Source organism: Qipengyuania sp. SM2512 (assembly GCF_054954005.1).
On the sequence record NZ_CM143134.1, the window covers coordinates 61566 to 81876 of the forward strand.

Sequence of the window (20311 nt, forward strand, 5' to 3'; positions counted from 1 at the left end):
ATTCGTCAGCCCATCGCCGAACTCTTGCGCAACAATTGATAGGCTTCCACCACCCGGCCCAGCCTCGCCTCGAACTTGCGGTCGCCGCCGTTGCGGTCGGGGTGGTAGCGCCGCACGAGTTCGGAATAGCGCCGTCGCAGGCGCGTCCGGTCGGCATCGAGACCCAGACCCATTTCCTCCAGCGCCTGCGCCTCCTCGCGGCTGAAGCGGCCATCCATCGCCATCTCGGCCTCGCGCCGGGCGCGGCTGCGGATCCCGCCGGCGCGCGCCGAGATTGCATCGAGCGGATCGTCGAAATCGGCCCAGCGCGGCATCCCGTCCACCCCGACAGTCGGTCGGAAGGTCGAACTTTCGGTCCGCCACCCGGACGCAACCCCCTGTGCATCGAGGATTTCATCCACGCTCATGCCCTCGAACCAGTCGTAGCCCGCGTTGAACTCGCGAACATGATCGAGGCACATCCAGCGCCAATTGCCCGGCCCGTCGAAGCCGTGGCCCCCGCCGCCCGGTGCACGGAATTCGCCTGCTTCGTTGCAGGCCGGATGTTCACACCTTCTTCCTTCCGCTTCATAGCGGCCATGAAACCTTGTCGTGCGCATTCGCATTAGGATGGGGAAGCCCGACGCGTTAGAAAACCCCTGGAAGGAGAAAATCGCATGGCCGGAACCGTTCAGCAGGAAATGGAACGCCTGCTCACCGAAGCCTTCACCCCGACGCGGCTCGAGGTGGTCAACGACAGCGCCAAGCACAGCGGCCACTCGGGCGACAACGGCAGCGGCGAATCGCATTTCACCGTGGTGATCGAGGCCCCCGCCTTCGCCGAGAAGAGCCGGCTCGAGCGCCAGCGGATGGTCAATCGCGCGCTGGGCGACATTCCCGGCGAGCGGGTCCACGCGCTGGCGATCCAGGCATCGGCGCCGACGCCATGAGCTACGATCTGTGGTACTGGCCCGGCATCCAGGGCCGCGGCGAGTTCGTCCGGCTTTTCATGGAAGCCGCGGATATTCCCTATCGCGACCGGGCGCGGCAGGCCGATGCGCAGGCGCTGGTGGAGGATATGGAAGCGCGCGAGCAGAGCGGCAATTTCGCACCCTATGCCCCGCCCTATCTCGTCGCCAAAGACGGCGAGGGAGAAATCGCCATCGCGCAGGTGGCGCATATCCTCGCCTGGCTGACCGACCGCCACGATCTGGGAAGCGGCGACCCGCAGACCGACCTCCATCTGATCCAGCTCCAGCTGACGATCACCGACATCGTCGCCGAGGCGCATGATACGCACCATCCGCTGGGCGGCGGATTGTATTACGAGGATCAGAAGGAAGCCGCCGCCACCGCAGCGAAGGGTTTCCGCGAGGAGCGGATCCCGAAATATTTCGACCATTTCGAAACCGCCCTCGGCGTGAATCCCGGCCCCTTCTTCCGCGCCGATGGCTTCTGCCATGTCGACACCTCGCTGTTCCAGCTGGTCGAGGGGCTGCGCTACGCCTTTCCGCGGCGGATGGCGCAGATCGAGTCCGACTACCCGCGCATATGCGCCTGCCGCGATGCGGTCGCCGAGCTGCCGGGCATCGTCGCCTATCTGCAATCGGAGCGCCGCATCCCCTTCAACGAGGACGGCATCTTTCGCCACTATCCCGAACTGGACGCCCAATGATCACCCAGACCATCGTGCCGACCACCCACGATCTCGGCCAGTTCCAGGTCCGCCGCGCCCTGCCCGCGCGCGAACGCAGCATGATCGGCCCCTTCATCTTCGTCGATCAGTTCGGCCCCGCGCAGCTCGATATCGGCGCCGGGATGGACGTGCGCCCGCATCCGCATATCAATCTCGCCACCGTGACATGGCTGTTCGAGGGCGCGATCGACCATCGCGACAGCCTCGGCAGCTATTCGACCATCCGCCCCGGGCAGGTGAATCTGATGACCGCCGGGAGCGGCATCGTGCATTCGGAACGCTCGCCGCAGGAGCACCGCGAGACCGGTCCCCGGCTCTACGGAATGCAGACCTGGCTGGCGCTGCCCGATGGCCGCGAGGAGATCGACCCGGCGTTCGAGGCGGTGGTGAACCTGCCGGTGATCGCCGACAAGGGCGCAAAAGCGACTGTCGTGATGGGTGAATTGTGGGGCGAACGCGCCCCGGTGACCACCTATGCTCAGACGATCTATGCCGAGATCGTGCTGGAATCCCGAGGCTCTACCCCGATTGAGCCGAGCGCCGACGAGCGCGCGCTGATGCTGGTCGGCGGCGCGGCGAGCATCGATGATACCGCGCTCGATCTCTACACGCTCACCGTGCTCGAGCCCGGACGCAGCATGACGCTGAGATCGGACCGGGGCGGACGGGTGATCCTGCTCGGGGGCGAAGCCTTTGCCACCGAGCGCCACGTCTGGTGGAACTTCGTCAGTTCGAGCCGCGAGCGGATCGAACAGGCCAAGCAGGACTGGCGCGAAGGGCGGTTTCCCGAGGTTCCGGGAGATTCCGAGGAGCATATTCCGCTCCCCCCAGGCGCGCCCAAGACCGTCACCTACCCGTAAGCGTCCGACAACGATCGGCAACGCGACTGCAATACAATTATCAGGAGATGATCATGAGCTTCAAGGGCAAGACCGTCTGGATCACCGGCGCTTCCTCGGGCATCGGCGCGGCGCTGGCGCGCGAATGGGCGAGCCGCGGCGCGCGGGTGATCCTGTCCGGACGCGACGAGGCGCGGCTGAACGAAGTCGCCGCCTCGCTTGAGACCGAGACGCTGGTGCTCCCCTTCGATGTCCGCGACGAGGACGCGATGCGCGAGGCAACCGCGCGCGCAACGCAAGGGGCCGGCGTCGATATCTTCGTCGCCAACGCCGGTATCTCGCAGCGCAGCCCGGCGGTCGACACCGCGATGCAGGTCTATCGCGACATCATCGCCATCGATCTCACCGCGCAGATCGCCGCGACGCAGGCACTGTTGCCGCACATGACACAGCGCAGCAGCGGCAAGCTCGTCTTCATCTCCTCGGTGGCGGGCAAGGTCGGCGTGCCGCTGCGGACCGCCTACTGCGCCGCCAAGTTCGGGCTGATCGGCTACGCCGACGCGCTGCGCGCCGAATTGTCGCTGAGCGGGATCGACGTCCATGTCGTGTGCCCCGGCTCGGTCGCCACCGACGTCAGCCGCAATGCGCTGACCGGCGACGGCAGCCGGCGCGGCCGCAGCGACAAGGCCATCGACGAGGGCATCGCGCCCGGCGATGCCGCGAAGACGATCGTCGATGCGGTCGAGCTCAAGCAGCGCGAGATCATCGTCGCGCAAGGGATGGAGGAAGCCATGGCCGAACTGCGCCGCACCCCCGACCAGTTGTTCGACCAGATTTCGCAGATGGTCGCCAAGGGCTATATGGCCAAGATGCAGGTAGAGGATCAGTGATGGAACAGACCCGCGTCACGCTCGCCAACGGGATCGAACTCGATGTGGTGGACGAAGGCCCGCGCGATGCGCCGGCGCTGATGTTACTGCACGGCTTTCCCGAGAGCCACCGCACCTGGCGCCACCAGATCGCGCATTTCTCGGAAGACTTCCGCTGCATCGCGCCCGACCAGCGCGGCTATCGCGGCTCGTCCAAACCGCCCGCGGTGGAGGATTACACCCCCGACAAACTCGTCGGCGACATCTTCCTGCTCGCCGATGCGCTGGGGGTCGAGCGCTTTACCGTGATCGGGCACGACTGGGGCGGTGCGATCGCCTGGGGGGTGGCGCTGATGGGCCAGATGAATGGCCGCGTGACCCGCGCGGTGGTGGCGAATGCCCCGCACCCGGCAATCTTCCAGCGGCTGCTCTACACCAATCCGGTCCAGCGCGAGGCGAGCCAGTATATGCGCGGTTTCCGCGATCCGGCGAACGACGCTCTGGTGCGCGAACACGGTCTTGGCGGCATCCTGCTGCAGGAAATCCGCTGGGATGCGCCCGACAAGATGGAGCCCGCCGAGCGCGCGCAATTGCTCGAGGACTGGCAGGATCGCGACGCGGCCTTCGCCATGCTCAACTGGTACCGCGCCAGCCCGATCGACATCCCCGCGCCCGATGCGCCCTACGAATTGCCCGAAGGCTGGACCCCGCCGCCGCTACCGCCGCTGACGATCCCCACGCTGGTGATTTGGGCGCTCGACGATCTCGCGCTGCCGCCGGAAAACCTTGAGGGGCTGGGCGAGGTGGTGAAGGATCTGACGCTCGTCGAAGTGCCCGATTGCGGCCATTTCGTCCCCTGGGAAGCACCCGATGCGGTCAATGCGGCGATGGAGGAATTTCTGGGCCGGAAGGTCTAACCGCCCAGCCACTCCAACCAGGCGCCATGCGGATGCGCATTGGCGAGATGCTGCGGCACCTCGCCGCCGGGCCAGTAGCGCACCTTGAGTTCGTGCTGGAAGGTCTCGCGATTGGTCTCCAGCGCGATGTGCGCCAACGGGCTTTCGGCGGTGGCGGCGGCTCCGGCCTCCTCCATCGCCGTCTCGATCCGCTCCTGCGTGAACTCGGGCAGATACTGCCACATGATCGAATGCGCGATCACCCGCGTCACGCCAGCTTCCTGCTTTCGCGCCACTTCCTTGATCACCCAATCGCCCGCATCCATTCGTTCGATTTCAGGAGGCATACGCTGCGCCAGCGCGATCGCTGCATCGATGCGCGCCATCCTGCCGGTCGCTTCGGGCCAGACATAGCTCTTGAGGCGCAGCGCCTGCCGCTCGTCGGTGAGGTCTACCGGCGCAATGTCGCTGCCGCGCGCATCGACGAAGCCGATGGCGCTCGCGGGCGGAGGCGAGCCGCGCCATTCGGGTGCGATCTGCATCCGGCTGCTGTTCGGTCCCGTCTTCACTCCGCCGAGATCGTAGCGATAGCGGCCCATCATGGTGTTGATGCCCGCACTCGCCCCGATCTCGAGCCATTCGAACTGCGCGGTCGTGCGGCCGTCCGCCAGCCACAGCAGTGCCGCGGCGAAGCTGGCGGACCGCCCGGCTTCATTGGTCTGCGGCGGTCCGTCGAGCCAGGGCATCAGCTGCGCGTCATGCGCTTCGACGATCTCGCGAATGAGCGTATCGACATCGTCCTGCGAGGCAACGCGGCCGGCGTAGACATCCGCCAGCCGCGGCTCCTCGCCCGTCAGCAGCAAATTGTGGATCCCGCCAGCGATCCGCAGCGGCATGGCGTCTCGCAGGCTCAGCCCCTGCCAGGCGAAGATGCGGCGCGCGGTGGCGGCGTGGCTGTTTTGCAGTGCCATCAGCCCGCGTATGACCTGCGCCGTGCCCGGAGCGCCCGCCTTTTCGGCGTGCTGCGCCTGCCATTCGATCGCTTCGGGGATCGAAGCCAGATCCATCACGCCGTCGTCGGCCATATGCGTTGCCCTTTTTCGTCCGTGACCCTATCTGCCGCACCGCAATGACCGACAGTCTAACCTTTGCCATTCCCAAGGGCCGCATCCTCGAGGAGGCGCTGCCCGTGATGGCGCGTGCCGGCGTGGTGCCCGAGGACGCTTTCCACGACAAGGCCAACCGCTCGCTCACCTTCGGGACGACGCGCGAGGACATGCGGCTGATCCGGGTGCGCGCCTTCGATGTCGCCACCTTCGTCGCGCATGGCGCGGCGCAGGCGGGGATCGTCGGCTCGGACGTGATCGAGGAATTCGACTACGCCGATCTCTACGCGCCGGTCGATCTCGACATCGGCCATTGCCACCTCGCGGTCGCCGAACCCGAGCAAGGCGCGCAGACCATCTGCAGCGCCAGCCATCTGCGGGTCGCGACCAAATATCCCAACATCACCCGGCGCCATTTCGAGCGTCAGGGGATCCAGGCCGAATGCGTCAAGCTCAACGGTGCGATGGAGATCGCCCCGGTGCTCGGCCTCGCCGGGCGGATCGTCGATCTTGTCTCCACCGGGCGCACGCTCAAGCAGAACGGTCTGGTCGAGACCAGCCGGATCATGGACATTTCCGCCCGGCTGATCGTCAACCGCGCCGCGCTCAAGACCGATCCGCGCGTCGGCGCATTGGTCGAGGCCTTCCGCGCCGATGCTTCCGCCCGGAAGGCCGCGTGATGAAGTTCCTCGACGCCAATGCCGCGGATTTCGAGCAGGCCTTCGCCAGGATCGTCCGCAACCGCCGCGACAGCGATGCCGATGTCGGCCGCGACGTCGCCAACATCCTCAACGAGGTCCGCGAGCGCGGCGACGACGCGCTGGTCCAATACACCATGCGCTTCGACGGACACCGCCTCACCGAGGACGCCGACTGGCGGATCCCGGCGAAGGATATCCGCGCCGCCTACGACTCGCTCGACCCCACGCTGCGCAACGCGCTCCAGCTCGCCGCCGACCGCATCCGTGCCTATCACGAACAGCAATTGCCCGCAGACAGCGACCGCACCGACTCCATCGGCATGCGGCTGGGCGCGCGCTGGCTGCCGGTCGATGCCGCGGGGCTCTATGTTCCGGGCGGGCGCGCCTCCTACCCCTCCTCGCTGCTGATGAACGCGATCCCCGCCAAGGTGGCCGGGGTGAAGCGGCTCGCAGTCGCCACGCCGACCCCCAAGGGCGAGACCAATGCGCTGGTGCTGGCCGCCGCGCATATCGCCGGGATCGACGAGATCTGGCGCGTCGGCGGGGCGCAGGCGGTGGCCGCGCTCGCCTATGGCACCAAACGGATCGCCAAGGTCGATGTCGTCACCGGCCCGGGCAACGCCTGGGTCGCCGAGGCCAAGCGCCAGCTCTACGGCGTGGTCGGGATCGACATGGTCGCGGGACCAAGCGAGATCCTCGTCATCGCCGATGCCGACAACGACCCCGAATGGATCGCCGCCGACCTGCTCAGCCAGGCCGAACATGACCCCACCAGCCAGTCGATCCTGATCACCGACGATCTCGGTTTCGCGCGGATGGTCGAGGATGCGGTCGATCTCCAGCTGATGAACCTGCCCACCGCCAAGGTGGCGCGTGCGAGCTGGGAAGCGCATGGCGTCATCATCGTGGTCGATACCATCGAGCAGGCCCTGCCGCTCGCCGACAGGCTGGCGGCCGAACATGTCGAACTCGCGGTCGCCGATCCGCAGGCGCTGTTCGACGGTCTGCGGCACGCCGGCAGCGTGTTCTTCGGTCGCACCACGCCCGAGGCGGTCGGCGACTACATCGCCGGGCCCAACCATGTCCTCCCCACCGGGCGCCGCGCGCGTTTCGCCAGCGGGCTGTCGGTGCTCGACTTCATGAAACGCACCAGTTTCATCGACGCCGGCCCCGGCGCCTTGGCCGCAATCGGCCCTGCCGCGGTCGCGCTGGCCGAGGCCGAGGGCCTGCCCGCGCACGCCCGCTCCATCGAATTGAGATTGAAATGAACAAGCCCGCCCGCCCCGCACGCAGTCAGGCCCGCTCGGCCGCGCGTCTCGCCGCCGTCCAGGCGCTCTACCAGATGCAGATGGAGAAGACCCCGCTCGCGCGGCTGCTCCACGAGTTTCACATGCATCGCCTCGGCCACGAGATCGAGGGTGAGGAATACGCCGATGCCGAGGTCGGTTTCTTCGACGATCTGGTCGCCGGGGTCGATGCCCGTCGCGCCGAGATCGACGAGGCGCTGGTCGCCAAGCTGGCGTCGGGCTGGACGCTGGCGCGGCTCGACAAGACCATGCTCCAGGTGCTGCGCTGCGGCGCCTACGAGCTGATCGCCCGCCCCGATGTCCCCACCGGCAGCGCGATCAGCGAATATGTCGATGTCGCCAAGGCGTTCTTCGACGACCGCGAGGCGAAATTCGTCAACGGCATCCTCGACGCCGTGGCGAAGGACGTCCGCCGCTGACCGAAACCGATTTCATCGCCGCCCTGCGCGCGCTGGCCGCCGATCCGGCGGCGCGCGGGCTGGCGGACGATGCTGCGGTGCTAACCTTCGGCGGCGAGACGTTGGTGCTGACGCATGACGTGCTGGTCGAGGGCGTGCATGTGCTGCCCGGCTCCGACCCCGCCGATATCGCCTGGAAGCTGGTCGCGGTGAACCTTTCCGACCTCGCCGCCAAGGGCGCGGAGCCGGTGGGGATTCTGCTCGGTCACATGCTCGGCGAGGGCGACGCGCGATTTCTCGAGGGCCTGCGTGCAGTGCTCGACGCCTACGATGTCCCTCTGCTGGGCGGGGACACGGTCAAGGGCGGCGCCCAGCGCAGTTGGGGCGTCACCGCGCTCGGCCGCGCGACGCATGTGCCCGTCCCCTCGCGCAGAGGCGCGCAGCTCGGCGACGGGGTGTTCGTCACCGGCACGCTAGGCGCGGCGATGCTCGGCCACGACGCGCTCGCCAGCGTCGGCGAGGCGGACACTGCCGCCTATCTTCGCCCCCTCCCGCTGCTCGCCGAGGGCCGCGCGCTGGCCCCACTGGTTACTGCCATGATGGACGTCTCCGACGGCCTGCTGCTCGACGCTTGGCGGCTGGGGACCGCGAGCGCCGTCACACTCGATCTCGACAGCGCGAGCATCCCGGTAGCCGACATGGCGCGCCGCGACGAATGCCTGCGCTGGGGCGACGACTACCAGCTGTTGTTCACCGCTCCCGCAGGTAGCACCCTGCCCGTCGCGGCCAGCCGGATCGGCAGCGTCGTAGCGCTGGAACACGGCCCGCTGCGGCTCGATGGCCGCCTTCTGTCCTCCGATGACAGGCTCGGATACACCCACGGCTGAGCGGCAGCGGCTCTTTGGGCTTCGGGCTTGTCAGGCACACGAGCCGCTATATACCTTCCCATCATGCGCCCACACACTCGCGAGGGAGCGCATAAACAAAAAGCGGGGAGGGAAAATTCAGTGAACCTAGTTCTTATAGCGATCGGGTTGGGACTGCTGGCCATTATCTATGGCTTCGTCACCAGCCGTCAGGTGCTGCGCGCGGGCGCGGGCAATGAGCGGATGCAGGAAATCGCCGGCGCCATCCAGGAAGGCGCGCAGGCCTACCTCAAGCGCCAGTACACCACCATCGCCATCGTCGGCGTCGTTGTCACCGTGCTGGTGGGCGTGTTCCTCGGGATCATTCCGGTGGTCGGCTTCGTCATCGGCGCGATCCTTTCGGGCGTCGCGGGCTTCATCGGGATGAACATCTCGGTGCGCGCTAACGTCCGCACCGCCGCCGCCGCGCAGAGCGGTCTGCAGCAGGGGCTCACCCTCGCCTTCCGCTCCGGCGCCATCACCGGCATGCTGGTCGCCGGGCTCGCGCTGCTCGCGATCGCGGTGTTCTTCTATTACCTCGTTGAAATCGCCGGTCATGCCGCCAACAGCCGCGAGGTGATCGACGGGCTCGTCGGTCTCGCCTTCGGCGCCTCGCTGATCTCGATTTTCGCGCGGCTCGGCGGAGGGATCTTCACCAAGGCCGCCGATGTCGGCGCCGATCTGGTCGGCAAGGTCGAGGCGGGCATTCCCGAGGACGATCCGCGCAACCCCGCCGTGATCGCCGACAATGTCGGCGACAATGTCGGCGATTGCGCCGGCATGGCCGCCGATCTGTTCGAGACCTATGTCGTCACCGTCGGCGCCACCATGGTGCTCACCGCGCTGCTGCTGAGCGGCCTGGGCGATATGCTGCTGCCGATGATGGCGCTGCCGCTGCTGATCGGCGGGGTATGCATCGTCACCAGCATCATCGGGACCTATTTCGTCCGTCTGGGAGGCGGCACGAACATCATGGGAGCCATGTACAAGGGCTTCCTCGTCACCGCGGTGCTGTCGATCCCGGCGATCTGGCTGGCGATGCAATTCGCGCTGGGCGATTTGAACACCTTGATGGGCGGCGCCAATCTCGCCGCGGTCGATGCCGGCGCCCCGCTCGCCGAGGAGGGCACTTCGTCGCTCATCCCCTTCACCGGCTGGGACCTGTTCGGGTCGGCGATGATCGGGCTGCTGCTCACCGGGGTGATCATCTGGATCACCGAATATTATACCGGGACCAATTTCCGCCCGGTGCGCTCGATCGCCAAGGCCTCGGAGACCGGCCACGGCACCAACGTGATCCAGGGTCTGGCGATCAGCCTTGAATCGACCGCGCTGCCGACGCTGGCGATCGTCGCCGGGATCATCGGCGCCTACCAGTTCGCGGGGCTGATGGGCATCGCCTATGCCGCCACCTCGATGCTGGCGCTCGCGGGCATGGTCGTGGCGCTCGACGCCTATGGCCCGGTCACCGACAACGCCGGTGGGATCGCCGAAATGGCGGGGCTCGACGACAGCGTGCGCGAGAAGACCGATGCGCTCGATGCGGTGGGCAACACCACCAAGGCGGTGACCAAGGGCTATGCGATCGGATCGGCCGGCCTCGCCGCGCTGGTGCTGTTCGCGGCCTACACCGCCGACCTCGCCGAGTTCTTCCCGCTGGCCGATGTCGATTTCAGCCTCGAGAACCCCTATGTCATCGTCGGGCTGCTGCTCGGTGCTTTGCTGCCCTATCTGTTCGGGGCGATGGGAATGACCGCGGTCGGCCGCGCGGCGGGCGATGTGGTCAAGGATGTCCGCGACCAGTTCCGCGAGAACCCGGGCATCATGCAGGGCACCTCCAAGCCCGACTATGCCCGGACGGTCGATCTGGTCACCAAGGCCGCGATCAAGGAGATGATCGTGCCCTCGCTCCTGCCGGTGCTGGCTCCGATCGTGGTCTATTTCGTCATCACCGCGATCGCAGGTCAGGAGAACGGCTTTGCCGCGCTCGGCGCCCTGCTCCTCGGCGTGATCGTCAGCGGGTTGTTCGTGGCGCTGTCGATGACCGCGGGCGGCGGGGCCTGGGACAATGCGAAGAAGTACATCGAGGACGGCAATCACGGCGGCAAGGGCAGCGAAGCCCACAAGGCCGCGGTGACCGGCGATACGGTGGGCGATCCCTACAAGGACACCGCCGGCCCGGCGGTGAACCCGATGATCAAGATCACCAACATCGTCGCGCTGCTGCTGCTTGCGGCGCTGGCCGGCGGCACGGTCTGACCAAGCCTCTCGTTGCAAACCAGAACCCCGTCCGGAGCGATCCGGGCGGGGTTCGCTTTTTGCGCGGCTTTAGGGCTTCTTAAGCGCAGCTTTGCTAGGGCATCGCCTGCGACACCCATCGTCGCATCTTTGAGGGGGCTGAGGCGTGGCCAGCATGGCATCGGACGAGCACGGAGCGGTTACCGCCCTGGATCGCCGCGCCGCGAGCGTGGCGGACGCCGGTGTCGCCTGGCTCGACGACCTCGCCTCGCTTACCCCCGGCTTCGTCGCAGAGTGGCAGTCGCTGACCGCCGCGGCCGCAGCCCCCAACCCATTCTACGAGGAATGGAACCTGCGACCCGCACTCGCGCAGCTCGCGCCGGGCGGCAATGTGGCCTTGCTCGCCTATCGCGAAAATGGCGCGCTTGCGGGGCTCCTGCCCGTCGCCCGCTCCGCAAACTACTACAATCGCCCGTTCCGGCATTTGACCGGCTGGTTGCATGACAACGCCTTTTGCGGGATTCCGCTGGTGCGGCGCGGCGCCGAGGACGCGTTCTGGCGCGCCGCGCTCGCTGCGATCGACCACCGCGCCGGCTTCGAATTCTTTCTCCACCTGCCGGCCCTTCCCGAGGACAGTCCGGTGACGCAGGCGCTGCTGCGCGTTGTCGCCCAGACCCGCCGCACGGCCACGGTGGTCGGGAGCGAGGAGCGCGCGCTGCTCTCCTCCCCGCTCGGCTCGAGCGCCTACCTCGAAGCCGCGATGAGCGCCAAGAAACGCAAGGAATTGCGCCGTCAGGCAAAGCGTCTCGGCGAAATGGGCGAACTGGCAGTCGAGCGGCTTGCAGGCGACGAGGAGCTCGATCGCTGGATCGACGATTTTCTGGCGCTCGAAAACGCCGGCTGGAAGGGCGCGGAAGGATCCTCGCTCGCCAGCCATGCGCCGGTCGCTGCCTATTTTCGCAGCGCATTGCAGGGCGGCGCGGCGGCAGGCCGACTCGAGCGGCTGGCGCTCACGCTCGACGGCGCGCCGATCGCGATGCTCGCGACCTTTATCGCCGCGCCCGGAAGCTTCTCCTTCAAGACCGCCTTCGACGAACGCTATGCCAAATTCTCGCCCGGAATGCTGCTCCAGCAGGAAAACCTCGCGCTGCTCGACCGCGCCGATATCGCCTGGTGCGATAGCTGCGCAGCGGCGGACCATCCGATGATCGAGCGGATCTGGCGCGAGAAGCGCACCATTCTGGCCGTCAACATCGCACTCGGCGGACCGCTCAAACGCACCGCCTTCCGGCTGATGAGCCAGCTCGAGCGCAGCGCCGAACCCTTGGGAAGGGACCATGATGGATAGCACCCGCACCGCCGCAGCGATCGGTTCACAGGTTCGCGCAGATCCTCCGCAAGCCAACGGGGCGCCCATCTTCGACCAGGCGACCCGCGAGCGCTTCGGGCAGCTCTATCCCGAACAGCCGCATGTTCTCGCGCATGCGCTGGGCTCGCACCCTTTGCTCGAACTGGGCAGCCTCGCCGCGCTGGCGGGGCGGCTCCCCGAGGCCTCGATCGAATACAACCGCGGCGATCTGCCGATCGGAGTGGACGGCAAGCCCGGCGCGACCGGGCTCTCGATCGAAGACACCATCCGCCGCATCGCTTCGGCCAACAGCTGGGCGGTGCTCAAGAACATCGAGCAGGACCCGGCCTACGAAGCGTTGCTGCTGGGCCTACTGGGCGAATTGCGCGCCGAGATCGAGGCCCGCACCGGTGCCATGCTGCGCCCTCAGGGCTTCGTCTTCATCTCCTCGCCCGATGCCGTCACCCCCTATCATTTCGACCCCGAGCACAACATCCTGCTGCAGGTGAAGGGCTCCAAGGTGATGACCCAGTTTCCGGCCGGAGACGCCCGCTTCGCGCCCGACGAGGTCCACGAAACCTACCATTCGGGCGGCGCGCGCGAACTGCGCTGGCAGGATAATTTCGCCGCCGCTGGCCAAGAATTCGCAATCGGTCCGGGCGAGGCCGTGTTCGTGCCGGTGATGGCGCCGCATTTCGTCCGCAACGGGCCCGACAGCTCGATCTCGCTCTCGATCACCTGGCGCAGCGACTGGAGCTTCGCCGAGGCCGATGCGCGCGGGCTCAACCGCGTGCTGCGCGCCGCCGGGCTCAGCCCCGCCGCTCCGGGGCGCTGGCCGCGCACCAACCGCACCAAGGCCAACGCCTACCGGGTGCTGCGGAAACTCGGCGCGGTGGATTGACGCTGCGGCGGGCGGTCCGCAAAGCGCCTGTCATGACCGAACCGATGCCAGACAATTCCACCCCTGCCGAACTCGTTGCGGGTCTCGTCGATCTCCTCACCGTGACCCGCGAGGGCGACGACAGCTTCGTCGGCCAGCCGCAGCCCGGCGGGGTCGGGCGGGTCTTCGGCGGCCAGGTTATCGCGCAGGCGTTGCAGGCGGCGCAGGCCACCGCGCCCGAGGGCATGGCGGCGCATTCGCTCCACGCCTATTTCCTCCGCGGCGGCGAGGAAGGCGTGGACATCGCCTACGAAACCGCGCGCGATTTCGACGGCCGCAGCTTCGCCAACCGCCGCGTGGTCGCGCGCCAGCAGGGCCGCCCGATCCTCAATCTCACCGCCAGTTTCCAGCAGGCGGAGGACGGGCTGAGCCACGACGACTACACCATGCCGCAGGTCACCCCGCCCGAGGAGCTGACGCCGGACACCGAGCTGCGCCGCCAGTTCGTCGCCCAGCTCGACCACGTCTCCGATCTCCAGCGCGCGCTGATGCTGCGCCCCCGGCCGATCGAGATGCGCACCAGCGACAGCCTCCACTGGATGAACTCCGAACCGCGCGCGCCGCAGGCGCACAGCTGGTTTCGCACCGTCGCGCCGCTGCCCGCGCTTAGCGACGACCCGGCGCTCCACCGCGCGGTGATCGCCTATGCCAGCGACTACACGCTGCTCGGCACCGCGGCGCTGCCGCACGGGCTGAGCTGGGCGCGCGGCGAGCTGAACGGCGCCAGCCTCGATCACGCGATCTGGTTCCACCGCCCGGCGCGCGCCGACGAATGGCTGCTCTACGCCACCGACAGCCCGTGGAGCGGCGCGGGCCGCGGCTTCAACCGCGGGCGGATCTTCGACCGCGAGGGCCGGCTGGTCGCCAGCGTCGCGCAGGAAGGCGTGGTACGGCGGCGGCACCAGCGGACCGCCTGATACTTCGGGCACATCGGACACATCTTACACGCCGCGATGGCGGAAATGCGCGGGTTGCGGGGTGCAAGGTTACGCTTTGACGCGCAATCGGGCGCTCTGCGTTGGTTGATGAAACTCATCCGGGGGGCGGCGTAAGGACGATTCGCGGGGCGCCTGTGACGCAAGCGCTGCGGGAGGGGTGCGGGACTGGACGATGCAAAGAGCCGACTCGAAGCTAGCAGGCCGGCGGCGTGTAGGAAAATGCGCAGTTTGCCCCGCCCTTGCGGCGCGCTAGGAGGGGCGCCAAGGGGGACGATCGCTTGAGCCGTCAGTTGATCAACGAATACCGCAGCGAACTCGACCGCATCGTCAAGGTCGGGGGCAGCCTCAACGAGGGTTCGGTGCGCGACGCATTTCAGGGCCTGCTCAAGAGCTGGGGGCGGTCCAACGATCTGACCTATCTCTCCGAGCACAAGATGACCGGCTCGGGCGGCAATATCTATGTCGACGGAGCGCTGGTCTACGACATCCGCGTGCCGTTCGGCTATTGGGAAGCCAAGGACAGCAAGGACGATCTCGACGCGGAAATCGCGGCGAAGGAAGCCAAGGGCTACCCGCGCACCAACATCATCTACGAGGACACCAAGCGCGCGGTGCTGATCCAGGACCGCGCCCGTGTCGCAGAGGCCGACATGGCCGACACCGAGGCGCTCTATGCGCTGATGACCCGGTTCTTCGCCTACGAGCAGGAAGCGATCCGCGACTTCCGCAAGGCGATCAGGAAATTCGCAGAAGACCTGCCCGCCATCCTCGAGGCGCTGCGGGAGCGTATCCGCGAGAAGCGCGAGGCCAGCGCCGAATATTCGGCGGCGGAGGTCGCGTTCCTCAAGCAGGTCAAGGAGACGATCAACCCCGCGCTGGAGCGCGCCGATGTCACCGAGATGCTGATCCAGCATGTCCTGACCGAAGACATCTTCAACCGCGTGTTCGACATGCGCGACTACATGCGCGAAAACAATGTCGCGAAGCAGCTCTACGAACTGGAGCGTAAGCTGTTCGGCTATGGTGAGAAACGTTCGTTGCTACAGGCGCTGCGGCCCTATTACACCGGGATCGAGGAAACCGCGCACCTGATCCAGAGCCATTCGGAAAAGCAGAACTTCCTCAAATCGCTCTACGAGAATTTCTACAAGGTCTATAATCCCAAAGCTGCCGACCGCTTGGGCGTGGTCTATACGCCGGGCGAGATCGTGCGTTTCATGATCCGCAGCGCGGACTGGCTGTGCGAAAAGCACTTCGGCAAGAACCTCGTCGATTCTGGGGTCGAAATCCTCGATCCGGCGACTGGCACCGGCACCTATATCGTCGAGCTGCTCGAATATTTTCGCGGCCAGCCGGACAAGCTGCGCCAGAAATACAAGGAAGAGCTGCACGCCAACGAGGTGGCGATCCTGCCCTATTACGTTGCCAATCTGAACATCGAGGCGACCTATCAGGCGATCACCGGCCAGTTTGCGGAGTTCGAGGGGCTGTGCCTCGTCGATACGCTGGACAATGTGGACGGGCTGGGCATCCATTCGGGCCACCAGTTCGACATGCTCGGCGCGCTGAGCGACGAGAACATCGAGCGGGTAAAGCGGCAGAACCGGCGCAAGATCAGCGTGATCATCGGGAATCCGCCCTACAACGCGAACCAGCAGAACGAGAACGACAACAACAAGAACCGCGAATATCCGCATATCGACGACCGGATCAAGCGGACCTACATCAAGGAGAGCACGGCGCAGAAGACCAAGCTCTACGACATGTATTCGCGCTTCTATCGGTGGGCGAGCGACCGGCTGGGCGACGAAGGAATTATCGCTTTCGTCACTAATCGCAGCTTTATTGAGAGCCGAACCTTTGATGGCTTTCGCAAAGTTGTGGCAGATAGCTTTGATGATATTTGGGTCATTGATCTCGGCGGCGATGTCCGCGCCAACCCAAAGTTATCTGGAACGACGCATAACGTCTTCGGAATCCAAACTGGTGTTGCGATTGCATTCCTAGTTCGGACCCGGACCAAGCAACCGTCGTCAATCAGATACGTCCGGCTCCCCGAAACGGCATTAGCCGAAGAAAAGCTCAGTTGGCTTGGTAGGCTATCCCTGCCCAGCGCCTCATCTGAAGCTCTTAAACCAAACAAAATTCACAACTGGCTGAACGCCGGGAATGAGGATGAGTGGTTCGAATTTTTACCGATTGCGGCAAAATCTACGAAATCGGCCAGCGGCCACAGCAAAGATCGCGCGATCTTTAAACTTTTCTCTTTGGGGATAAGCACGAACAGAGATGAGTGGGTTTATGATCGGAACCGAGAGACACTCGAATCAAAGGTTGAGTTCCTTGCGTCAGAATATCATGCCGTTTCGACCTTCGACGAAGTTGAAAACCCACCAATAAAATTATCTCGCAACCTGAAGCGCCGCCTTAAGCAGGGGCTAGCAGAGCCATTTTCGCGACAGCGCATTCGCACTTCGCTGTACCGACCTTTCTCTCCTAGATTCTTGTATCATTCCGAGCTCTTTGTAGACGAATTAGGTTCTTCAGCTGCGATTTCAGGTGTTGAACTTGAGAACTCCGTCATTGGCTTTACGGCAGGAGGCCGCCTCGATTTTGCGACGTTCGCCGCTTCGAACCTTCCCTCCCTTACAGTCTTGTCGCTTGACGCAAATCAGTGCCTTCCCCGCTACCGCTACGCAAAATCCGGCGAACGCATCGACAACATCACCGACTGGGCGCTCAACAAGTTCAAGGGGCATTACAAGGACGAGGTCGCCGCCGCGCGCCATGCGGACCGGCTCGGCAATGGCGGGGTGGGGCAAAGCGTTACGTTGCCTGACGGGACGGTCGAATACCTCTCCATCGAACCCGGTCCTGCCGCCTGGCCCTGCAACGACAATGGCGCGCCCGCCGTCACCAAGGACGCGATTTTCGCCTATTGCTACGCCGTGCTTCACGACCCGATCTATCGCGATAAATACGCGTTGAACCTCAAGCGCGAGTTTCCGCGCATCCCCTTCTATCCCGATTTCGCGCGATGGGCGGCGTGGGGCGAGGCGCTGCTCGAGCTGCATATCGATTACGAGGAGGTCGACCCGTATTCGCTGGAGCGGGTCGATACCCCCAACCCCAAGCGCGCCGAGGGGTCGCACCCCAAGCCCAAGCTCAAATCCGTGCTCGCCGAAGGGGCCGAGACCGGAGCCGTGGTGGTGGACGAGGACACGCAGATCACCGGCATTCCGGCGGGCGCGTGGGACTTCGCCTCGGCAATCGCAGCGCGATCGACTGGGTGCTCGACCAGCACAAGGAAAAGAAGCCGCGCGACCCGACCATCGCTGCGAAGTTCAACACCTACCGCTTCGCGGACTACAAGGAGAGCATGATCGAACTGCTCGCCAAGGTGGTGCGGGTGAGCGTGGAGACCAATGCGATCACCGGAGCGATGGCAGCGCTCGATAGGTCAGGCTGGGACGACTGACCGGCTGCGGCGGGCGGCGTGTTTCGACTGCGCTCGATGGAGGCGGGAGCTGCTGGCGTGCGAGGGAGCGGGGCCCCGGATCAAGTCCGGGGCGACGGTTGGGTTTCAGGCGTCCCTGGATTTCGGGCGTCGGTTCGGGGGGCGAGATGGACCCCGGATCAAGTCCGGGGTGACGAGGTAAGATAAAGGCGGAGGTGACGGGGTGAGATCAGGTCCGGGCTGACGAGTGAGATCAAGTCCGGGGTGACGGGGGGGTGTTGGCGGTCTTCTCTTCTCCCCTCTCCTTCAGGGGAGGGGCCGGGGGTGGGGTTTGGCCGGGACGGCGGTCTGCCTGCTGCCCCCACCCCCAAGCCCCCTCCCCTGAAGGAGAGGGGGCTTTGGCCCCTCACCCGCCCGCGTGGTAGAAATCGTAGACCTGCCGCGCCACGGCGGCGCTGATGCCGGGGACGCGGGTGAGGTCGGCGAGGGCGGCGGCGCGGACCTTGCCGGCGGTGCCGAAATGCAGCAGCAGCGCGCGTTTGCGCGAGGGGCCGATGCCGGGGATCTCGTCGAGCGGGCTGGCGGTGATGGCGCGGCTGCGTTTGGCGCGGTGGGCGCCGATGGCGTAGCGGTGGACCTCGTCGCGCAGCCGCTGGAGGTGGAACAACAGCGGCGAATTGACCGGCAGCGTCTTCTCGCGCCCGTCGGGGAAGTGGAACACCTCGCGCCCCTCGCGGCCGTGGTCGGGGCCCTTGGCGATGGCGACCAGCGGGACGTCGTCGATCCCCATCTCGGCCAGCGTGTCGCGCACCGCGCTCATCTGGCCCTTGCCGCCGTCGATCAGGACGAGATCGGGCCAGATGGCCTCGTGACCCCGTGAAGGCGGGCGCGCGGGCTTTGGGCCCACCCCGCTATCCTCCCCGGCTGTGCCGGGGAGGGGGACCGCCGCAGGCGGTGGAGGGGTATTGCCGGCGGGCGGCGAGGTTACCCCTCCACCATCCTGCGGATGGTCCCCCTCCCCATCTGGTGATGGGGAGGATTCATCCTCCGCCAGCTTGCGGAACCGCCGCTGCATCACCTCGCGCATCATCGCGAAATCGTCGTTCCCCGCGGCGGTCTTGATGTTGAACTTGCGGTACTGGCCCTTGTCGAAGCCCTCGGGGGTGGCGACCACCATCGCGCCCACCGCCTTGGTGCCCTGGATATGGCTGTTGTCGTAGAGCTCGATGCGCTGCGGAAGCTCCTCCAGTTCTAGGAATTCGGCCAGCGCGCGGTTGAGCGTCGCCTTGGTGCCGGTCTCGGCCAGCCGCCGCTCGAGCGCTTCGGTGGCGTTGCGGCTGGCCTGTTCCATCAACCGCCGGCGGTCGCCGCGCTGCGGGATCGAGATCGCCACCGGGTGGCCCGCCTCGGCCGCCAGCGCCTCGGCGATCAGCTCCTGCTCGGGCAAGGCGCGGTCGGTGAGGATGGTGCGCGGCGGGGGGACCTCCTCGTAGAATTGCAGCAGCACGTCGGCGAGGACGTCGTCCTTGTCGATCTCGCCGGTGTTTTTGGGGAAGAAGGCCTTGTGCCCCCAGTTCTGCCCGCCGCGGATGAAGAAGGCCTGGACCCCAATCTGCCCGCCTTTCGCGGCGAGCGCGAAGACATCGGCATCGCCCACCCCGGCGGCGTTGACCGCCTGGCTGCCCTGGATGAAGGTCGCGGCGCGCAAGCGGTCGCGCAGGATCGCCGCGGTCTCGAAATCGAGCGCCTCGGCGGCCTTGGCCATCTGCTGCTCGATCTTGCCCTGCACCGCGCTCGATTTGCCCCCGAGGAAATCCTTGGCCTCGCCCACCAGCTCGGCATAGCCCGCCTCATCGATCCGCCCGGTACACGGCGCCGAGCAGCGCTTGATCTGGTAGAGCAGGCAGGGCCGGTCGCGATTGGCGAAGAAGCTGTCGGAGCAGCTGCGCAGCAGGAACAGTTTCTGCAGCGCGTTGATCGTCTTGTTGACGGAGCCGGCGCTGGCGAAGGGGCCGTAGTAATTGCCCTTGGCCCGGCGCGCGCCGCGGTGTTTCTGGATCCGCGGGAAGGCGTGATCGGCGCGCAGCAGGATGAAGGGGAAGCTCTTGTCGTCGCGCAGCAGCACGTTGAAGGGCGGGCGGAAGCGCTTGATGAACTGCGCCTCGAGCAGCAGCGCCTCGGCCTCGGAATTGGTGGTGACGATCTCCATGCCCCGGGTCTGGCCGACCATCCGCTGGAGCCGGTTGGTGAGGTTCTTGACCTGCGTGTAGTTCGCCACCCGCGCCTTGAGGCTGCGCGCCTTGCCGACATAGAGCACCTCGCCGCGGGCATCGAGCATCCGGTAGACCCCGGGCTTGGGCTTGAGGGTCCGCACCGTCTCGCGGATCGCCTCGACGCCCGCCGCCAGATCGGGCTGCGCGCCCGCCACGGTCGAGGTGGCGCGCTCCTCGTTGAAGCGTTCCTTGCCACGGGGATCGTGCGGGGTTCCGGCGGGGGTGCGAGCCATGGGATGCAGTTAAGATTGTCCGGCGCGAATGTGAACCTCTGGCGCGCATCGGGGGCGCGCATTGTGCACGGCGAGGGCGAGTGAAACTTCTGCTTGTCGCGCGCGTCCGGTTTCTGCTTTGCTGGCGCGGCGCGGCCCACGGCATAGGCGCGCCCGCTGCTCAGGGCCGCCCAGAACTGCGAGGGGAC

Annotated in this window: 17 protein-coding genes; 14 read left to right on the plus strand and 3 right to left on the minus strand. The window is 66.3% G+C overall.

The annotated features are described in order from the left end of the window. Positions 1-5: 5 nt before the first annotated feature. Positions 6-599 carry a J domain-containing protein gene (locus ACQ5J0_RS00345; protein ID WP_462568555.1) on the minus strand — a complete coding sequence of 198 codons (594 nt, stop codon included), beginning with the start codon at positions 597-599 and terminating at the stop codon, positions 6-8. A gap of 57 nt (positions 600-656) precedes the next feature. Here ACQ5J0_RS00345 and ACQ5J0_RS00350 point away from each other — a divergent pair, with 57 nt between their 5' ends. The 5 genes from ACQ5J0_RS00350 to ACQ5J0_RS00370 are packed head-to-tail and all read left to right on the plus strand — an operon-like array spanning position 657 to position 4300. Further along, positions 657-929: a BolA family protein gene (locus ACQ5J0_RS00350; protein ID WP_462568556.1), complete on the plus strand. Its 273-nt coding sequence runs from the start codon at positions 657-659 to the stop codon at positions 927-929. Then, positions 926-1654 carry a glutathione S-transferase gene (locus ACQ5J0_RS00355; protein WP_462568557.1) on the plus strand — a complete coding sequence of 243 codons (729 nt, stop codon included), beginning with the start codon at positions 926-928 and terminating at the stop codon, positions 1652-1654. The genes ACQ5J0_RS00350 and ACQ5J0_RS00355 overlap by 4 nt, the downstream gene beginning before the upstream one ends. Then, on the plus strand, positions 1651-2535 hold the full coding sequence (locus tag ACQ5J0_RS00360) for a pirin family protein (protein ID WP_462568558.1): 885 nt from the start codon (positions 1651-1653) through the stop codon (positions 2533-2535). Before ACQ5J0_RS00355 ends, ACQ5J0_RS00360 begins: the two co-directional genes overlap by 4 nt. A 53-nt stretch (positions 2536-2588) precedes the next feature. After that, positions 2589-3404: an SDR family NAD(P)-dependent oxidoreductase gene (locus ACQ5J0_RS00365; protein WP_462568559.1), complete on the plus strand. Its 816-nt coding sequence runs from the start codon at positions 2589-2591 to the stop codon at positions 3402-3404. Then, positions 3404-4300 (plus strand): alpha/beta fold hydrolase, encoded by an 897-nt coding sequence (locus ACQ5J0_RS00370; protein ID WP_462568560.1) that lies wholly within the window; start codon positions 3404-3406, stop codon positions 4298-4300. The genes ACQ5J0_RS00365 and ACQ5J0_RS00370 overlap by 1 nt, the downstream gene beginning before the upstream one ends. Here ACQ5J0_RS00370 and ACQ5J0_RS00375 read toward each other — a convergent pair. Then, positions 4297-5364, minus strand: a complete 1068-nt coding sequence (locus ACQ5J0_RS00375) for a DUF2332 domain-containing protein (protein ID WP_462568561.1) — start codon at positions 5362-5364, stop codon at positions 4297-4299. The two genes, ACQ5J0_RS00370 and ACQ5J0_RS00375, sit on opposite strands and share 4 nt — an antisense overlap. A gap of 44 nt (positions 5365-5408) precedes the next feature. Here ACQ5J0_RS00375 and hisG point away from each other — a divergent pair, with 44 nt between their 5' ends. From hisG to ACQ5J0_RS00420, 9 genes are all read left to right on the plus strand, one after another. Further along, complete coding sequence (gene hisG / locus ACQ5J0_RS00380) at positions 5409-6065, plus strand: ATP phosphoribosyltransferase (protein ID WP_462568562.1); 657 nt, start codon at positions 5409-5411, stop codon at positions 6063-6065. Continuing rightward, complete coding sequence (hisD, locus tag ACQ5J0_RS00385; RefSeq protein WP_462568563.1) at positions 6065-7354, plus strand: histidinol dehydrogenase; 1290 nt, start codon at positions 6065-6067, stop codon at positions 7352-7354. The genes hisG and hisD overlap by 1 nt, the downstream gene beginning before the upstream one ends. Then, a complete protein-coding gene (gene nusB / locus ACQ5J0_RS00390; protein ID WP_462568564.1) occupies positions 7351-7812 on the plus strand; it encodes a transcription antitermination factor NusB in 462 nt (153 codons plus the stop codon). The genes hisD and nusB overlap by 4 nt, the downstream gene beginning before the upstream one ends. After that, positions 7809-8678: a thiamine-phosphate kinase gene (thiL, locus tag ACQ5J0_RS00395; RefSeq protein ID WP_462570141.1), complete on the plus strand. Its 870-nt coding sequence runs from the start codon at positions 7809-7811 to the stop codon at positions 8676-8678. The genes nusB and thiL overlap by 4 nt, the downstream gene beginning before the upstream one ends. 120 nt (positions 8679-8798) lie before the next feature. Further along, positions 8799-10955, plus strand: coding sequence for a sodium-translocating pyrophosphatase (locus ACQ5J0_RS00400; RefSeq protein WP_462568565.1), 2157 nt, complete (start codon positions 8799-8801; stop codon positions 10953-10955). A gap of 154 nt (positions 10956-11109) precedes the next feature. Continuing rightward, positions 11110-12282: a GNAT family N-acetyltransferase gene (locus tag ACQ5J0_RS00405; protein ID WP_462570142.1), complete on the plus strand. Its 1173-nt coding sequence runs from the start codon at positions 11110-11112 to the stop codon at positions 12280-12282. Continuing rightward, positions 12272-13183 (plus strand): transcriptional regulator, encoded by a 912-nt coding sequence (locus tag ACQ5J0_RS00410; RefSeq protein WP_462568566.1) that lies wholly within the window; start codon positions 12272-12274, stop codon positions 13181-13183. The genes ACQ5J0_RS00405 and ACQ5J0_RS00410 overlap by 11 nt, the downstream gene beginning before the upstream one ends. Before the next feature lie 44 nt (positions 13184-13227). After that, positions 13228-14139 (plus strand): acyl-CoA thioesterase, encoded by a 912-nt coding sequence (locus ACQ5J0_RS00415; RefSeq protein ID WP_462570143.1) that lies wholly within the window; start codon positions 13228-13230, stop codon positions 14137-14139. Positions 14140-14438: 299 nt separating this feature from the next. Further along, on the plus strand, positions 14439-17543 hold the full coding sequence (locus ACQ5J0_RS00420) for a type ISP restriction/modification enzyme (protein WP_462568567.1): 3105 nt from the start codon (positions 14439-14441) through the stop codon (positions 17541-17543). Positions 17544-18023: 480 nt separating this feature from the next. Here ACQ5J0_RS00420 and uvrC read toward each other — a convergent pair whose 3' ends face one another. Next, positions 18024-20123 (minus strand): excinuclease ABC subunit UvrC, encoded by a 2100-nt coding sequence (gene uvrC, locus ACQ5J0_RS00425; RefSeq protein ID WP_462568568.1) that lies wholly within the window; start codon positions 20121-20123, stop codon positions 18024-18026. Positions 20124-20311: the final 188 nt, after the last annotated feature.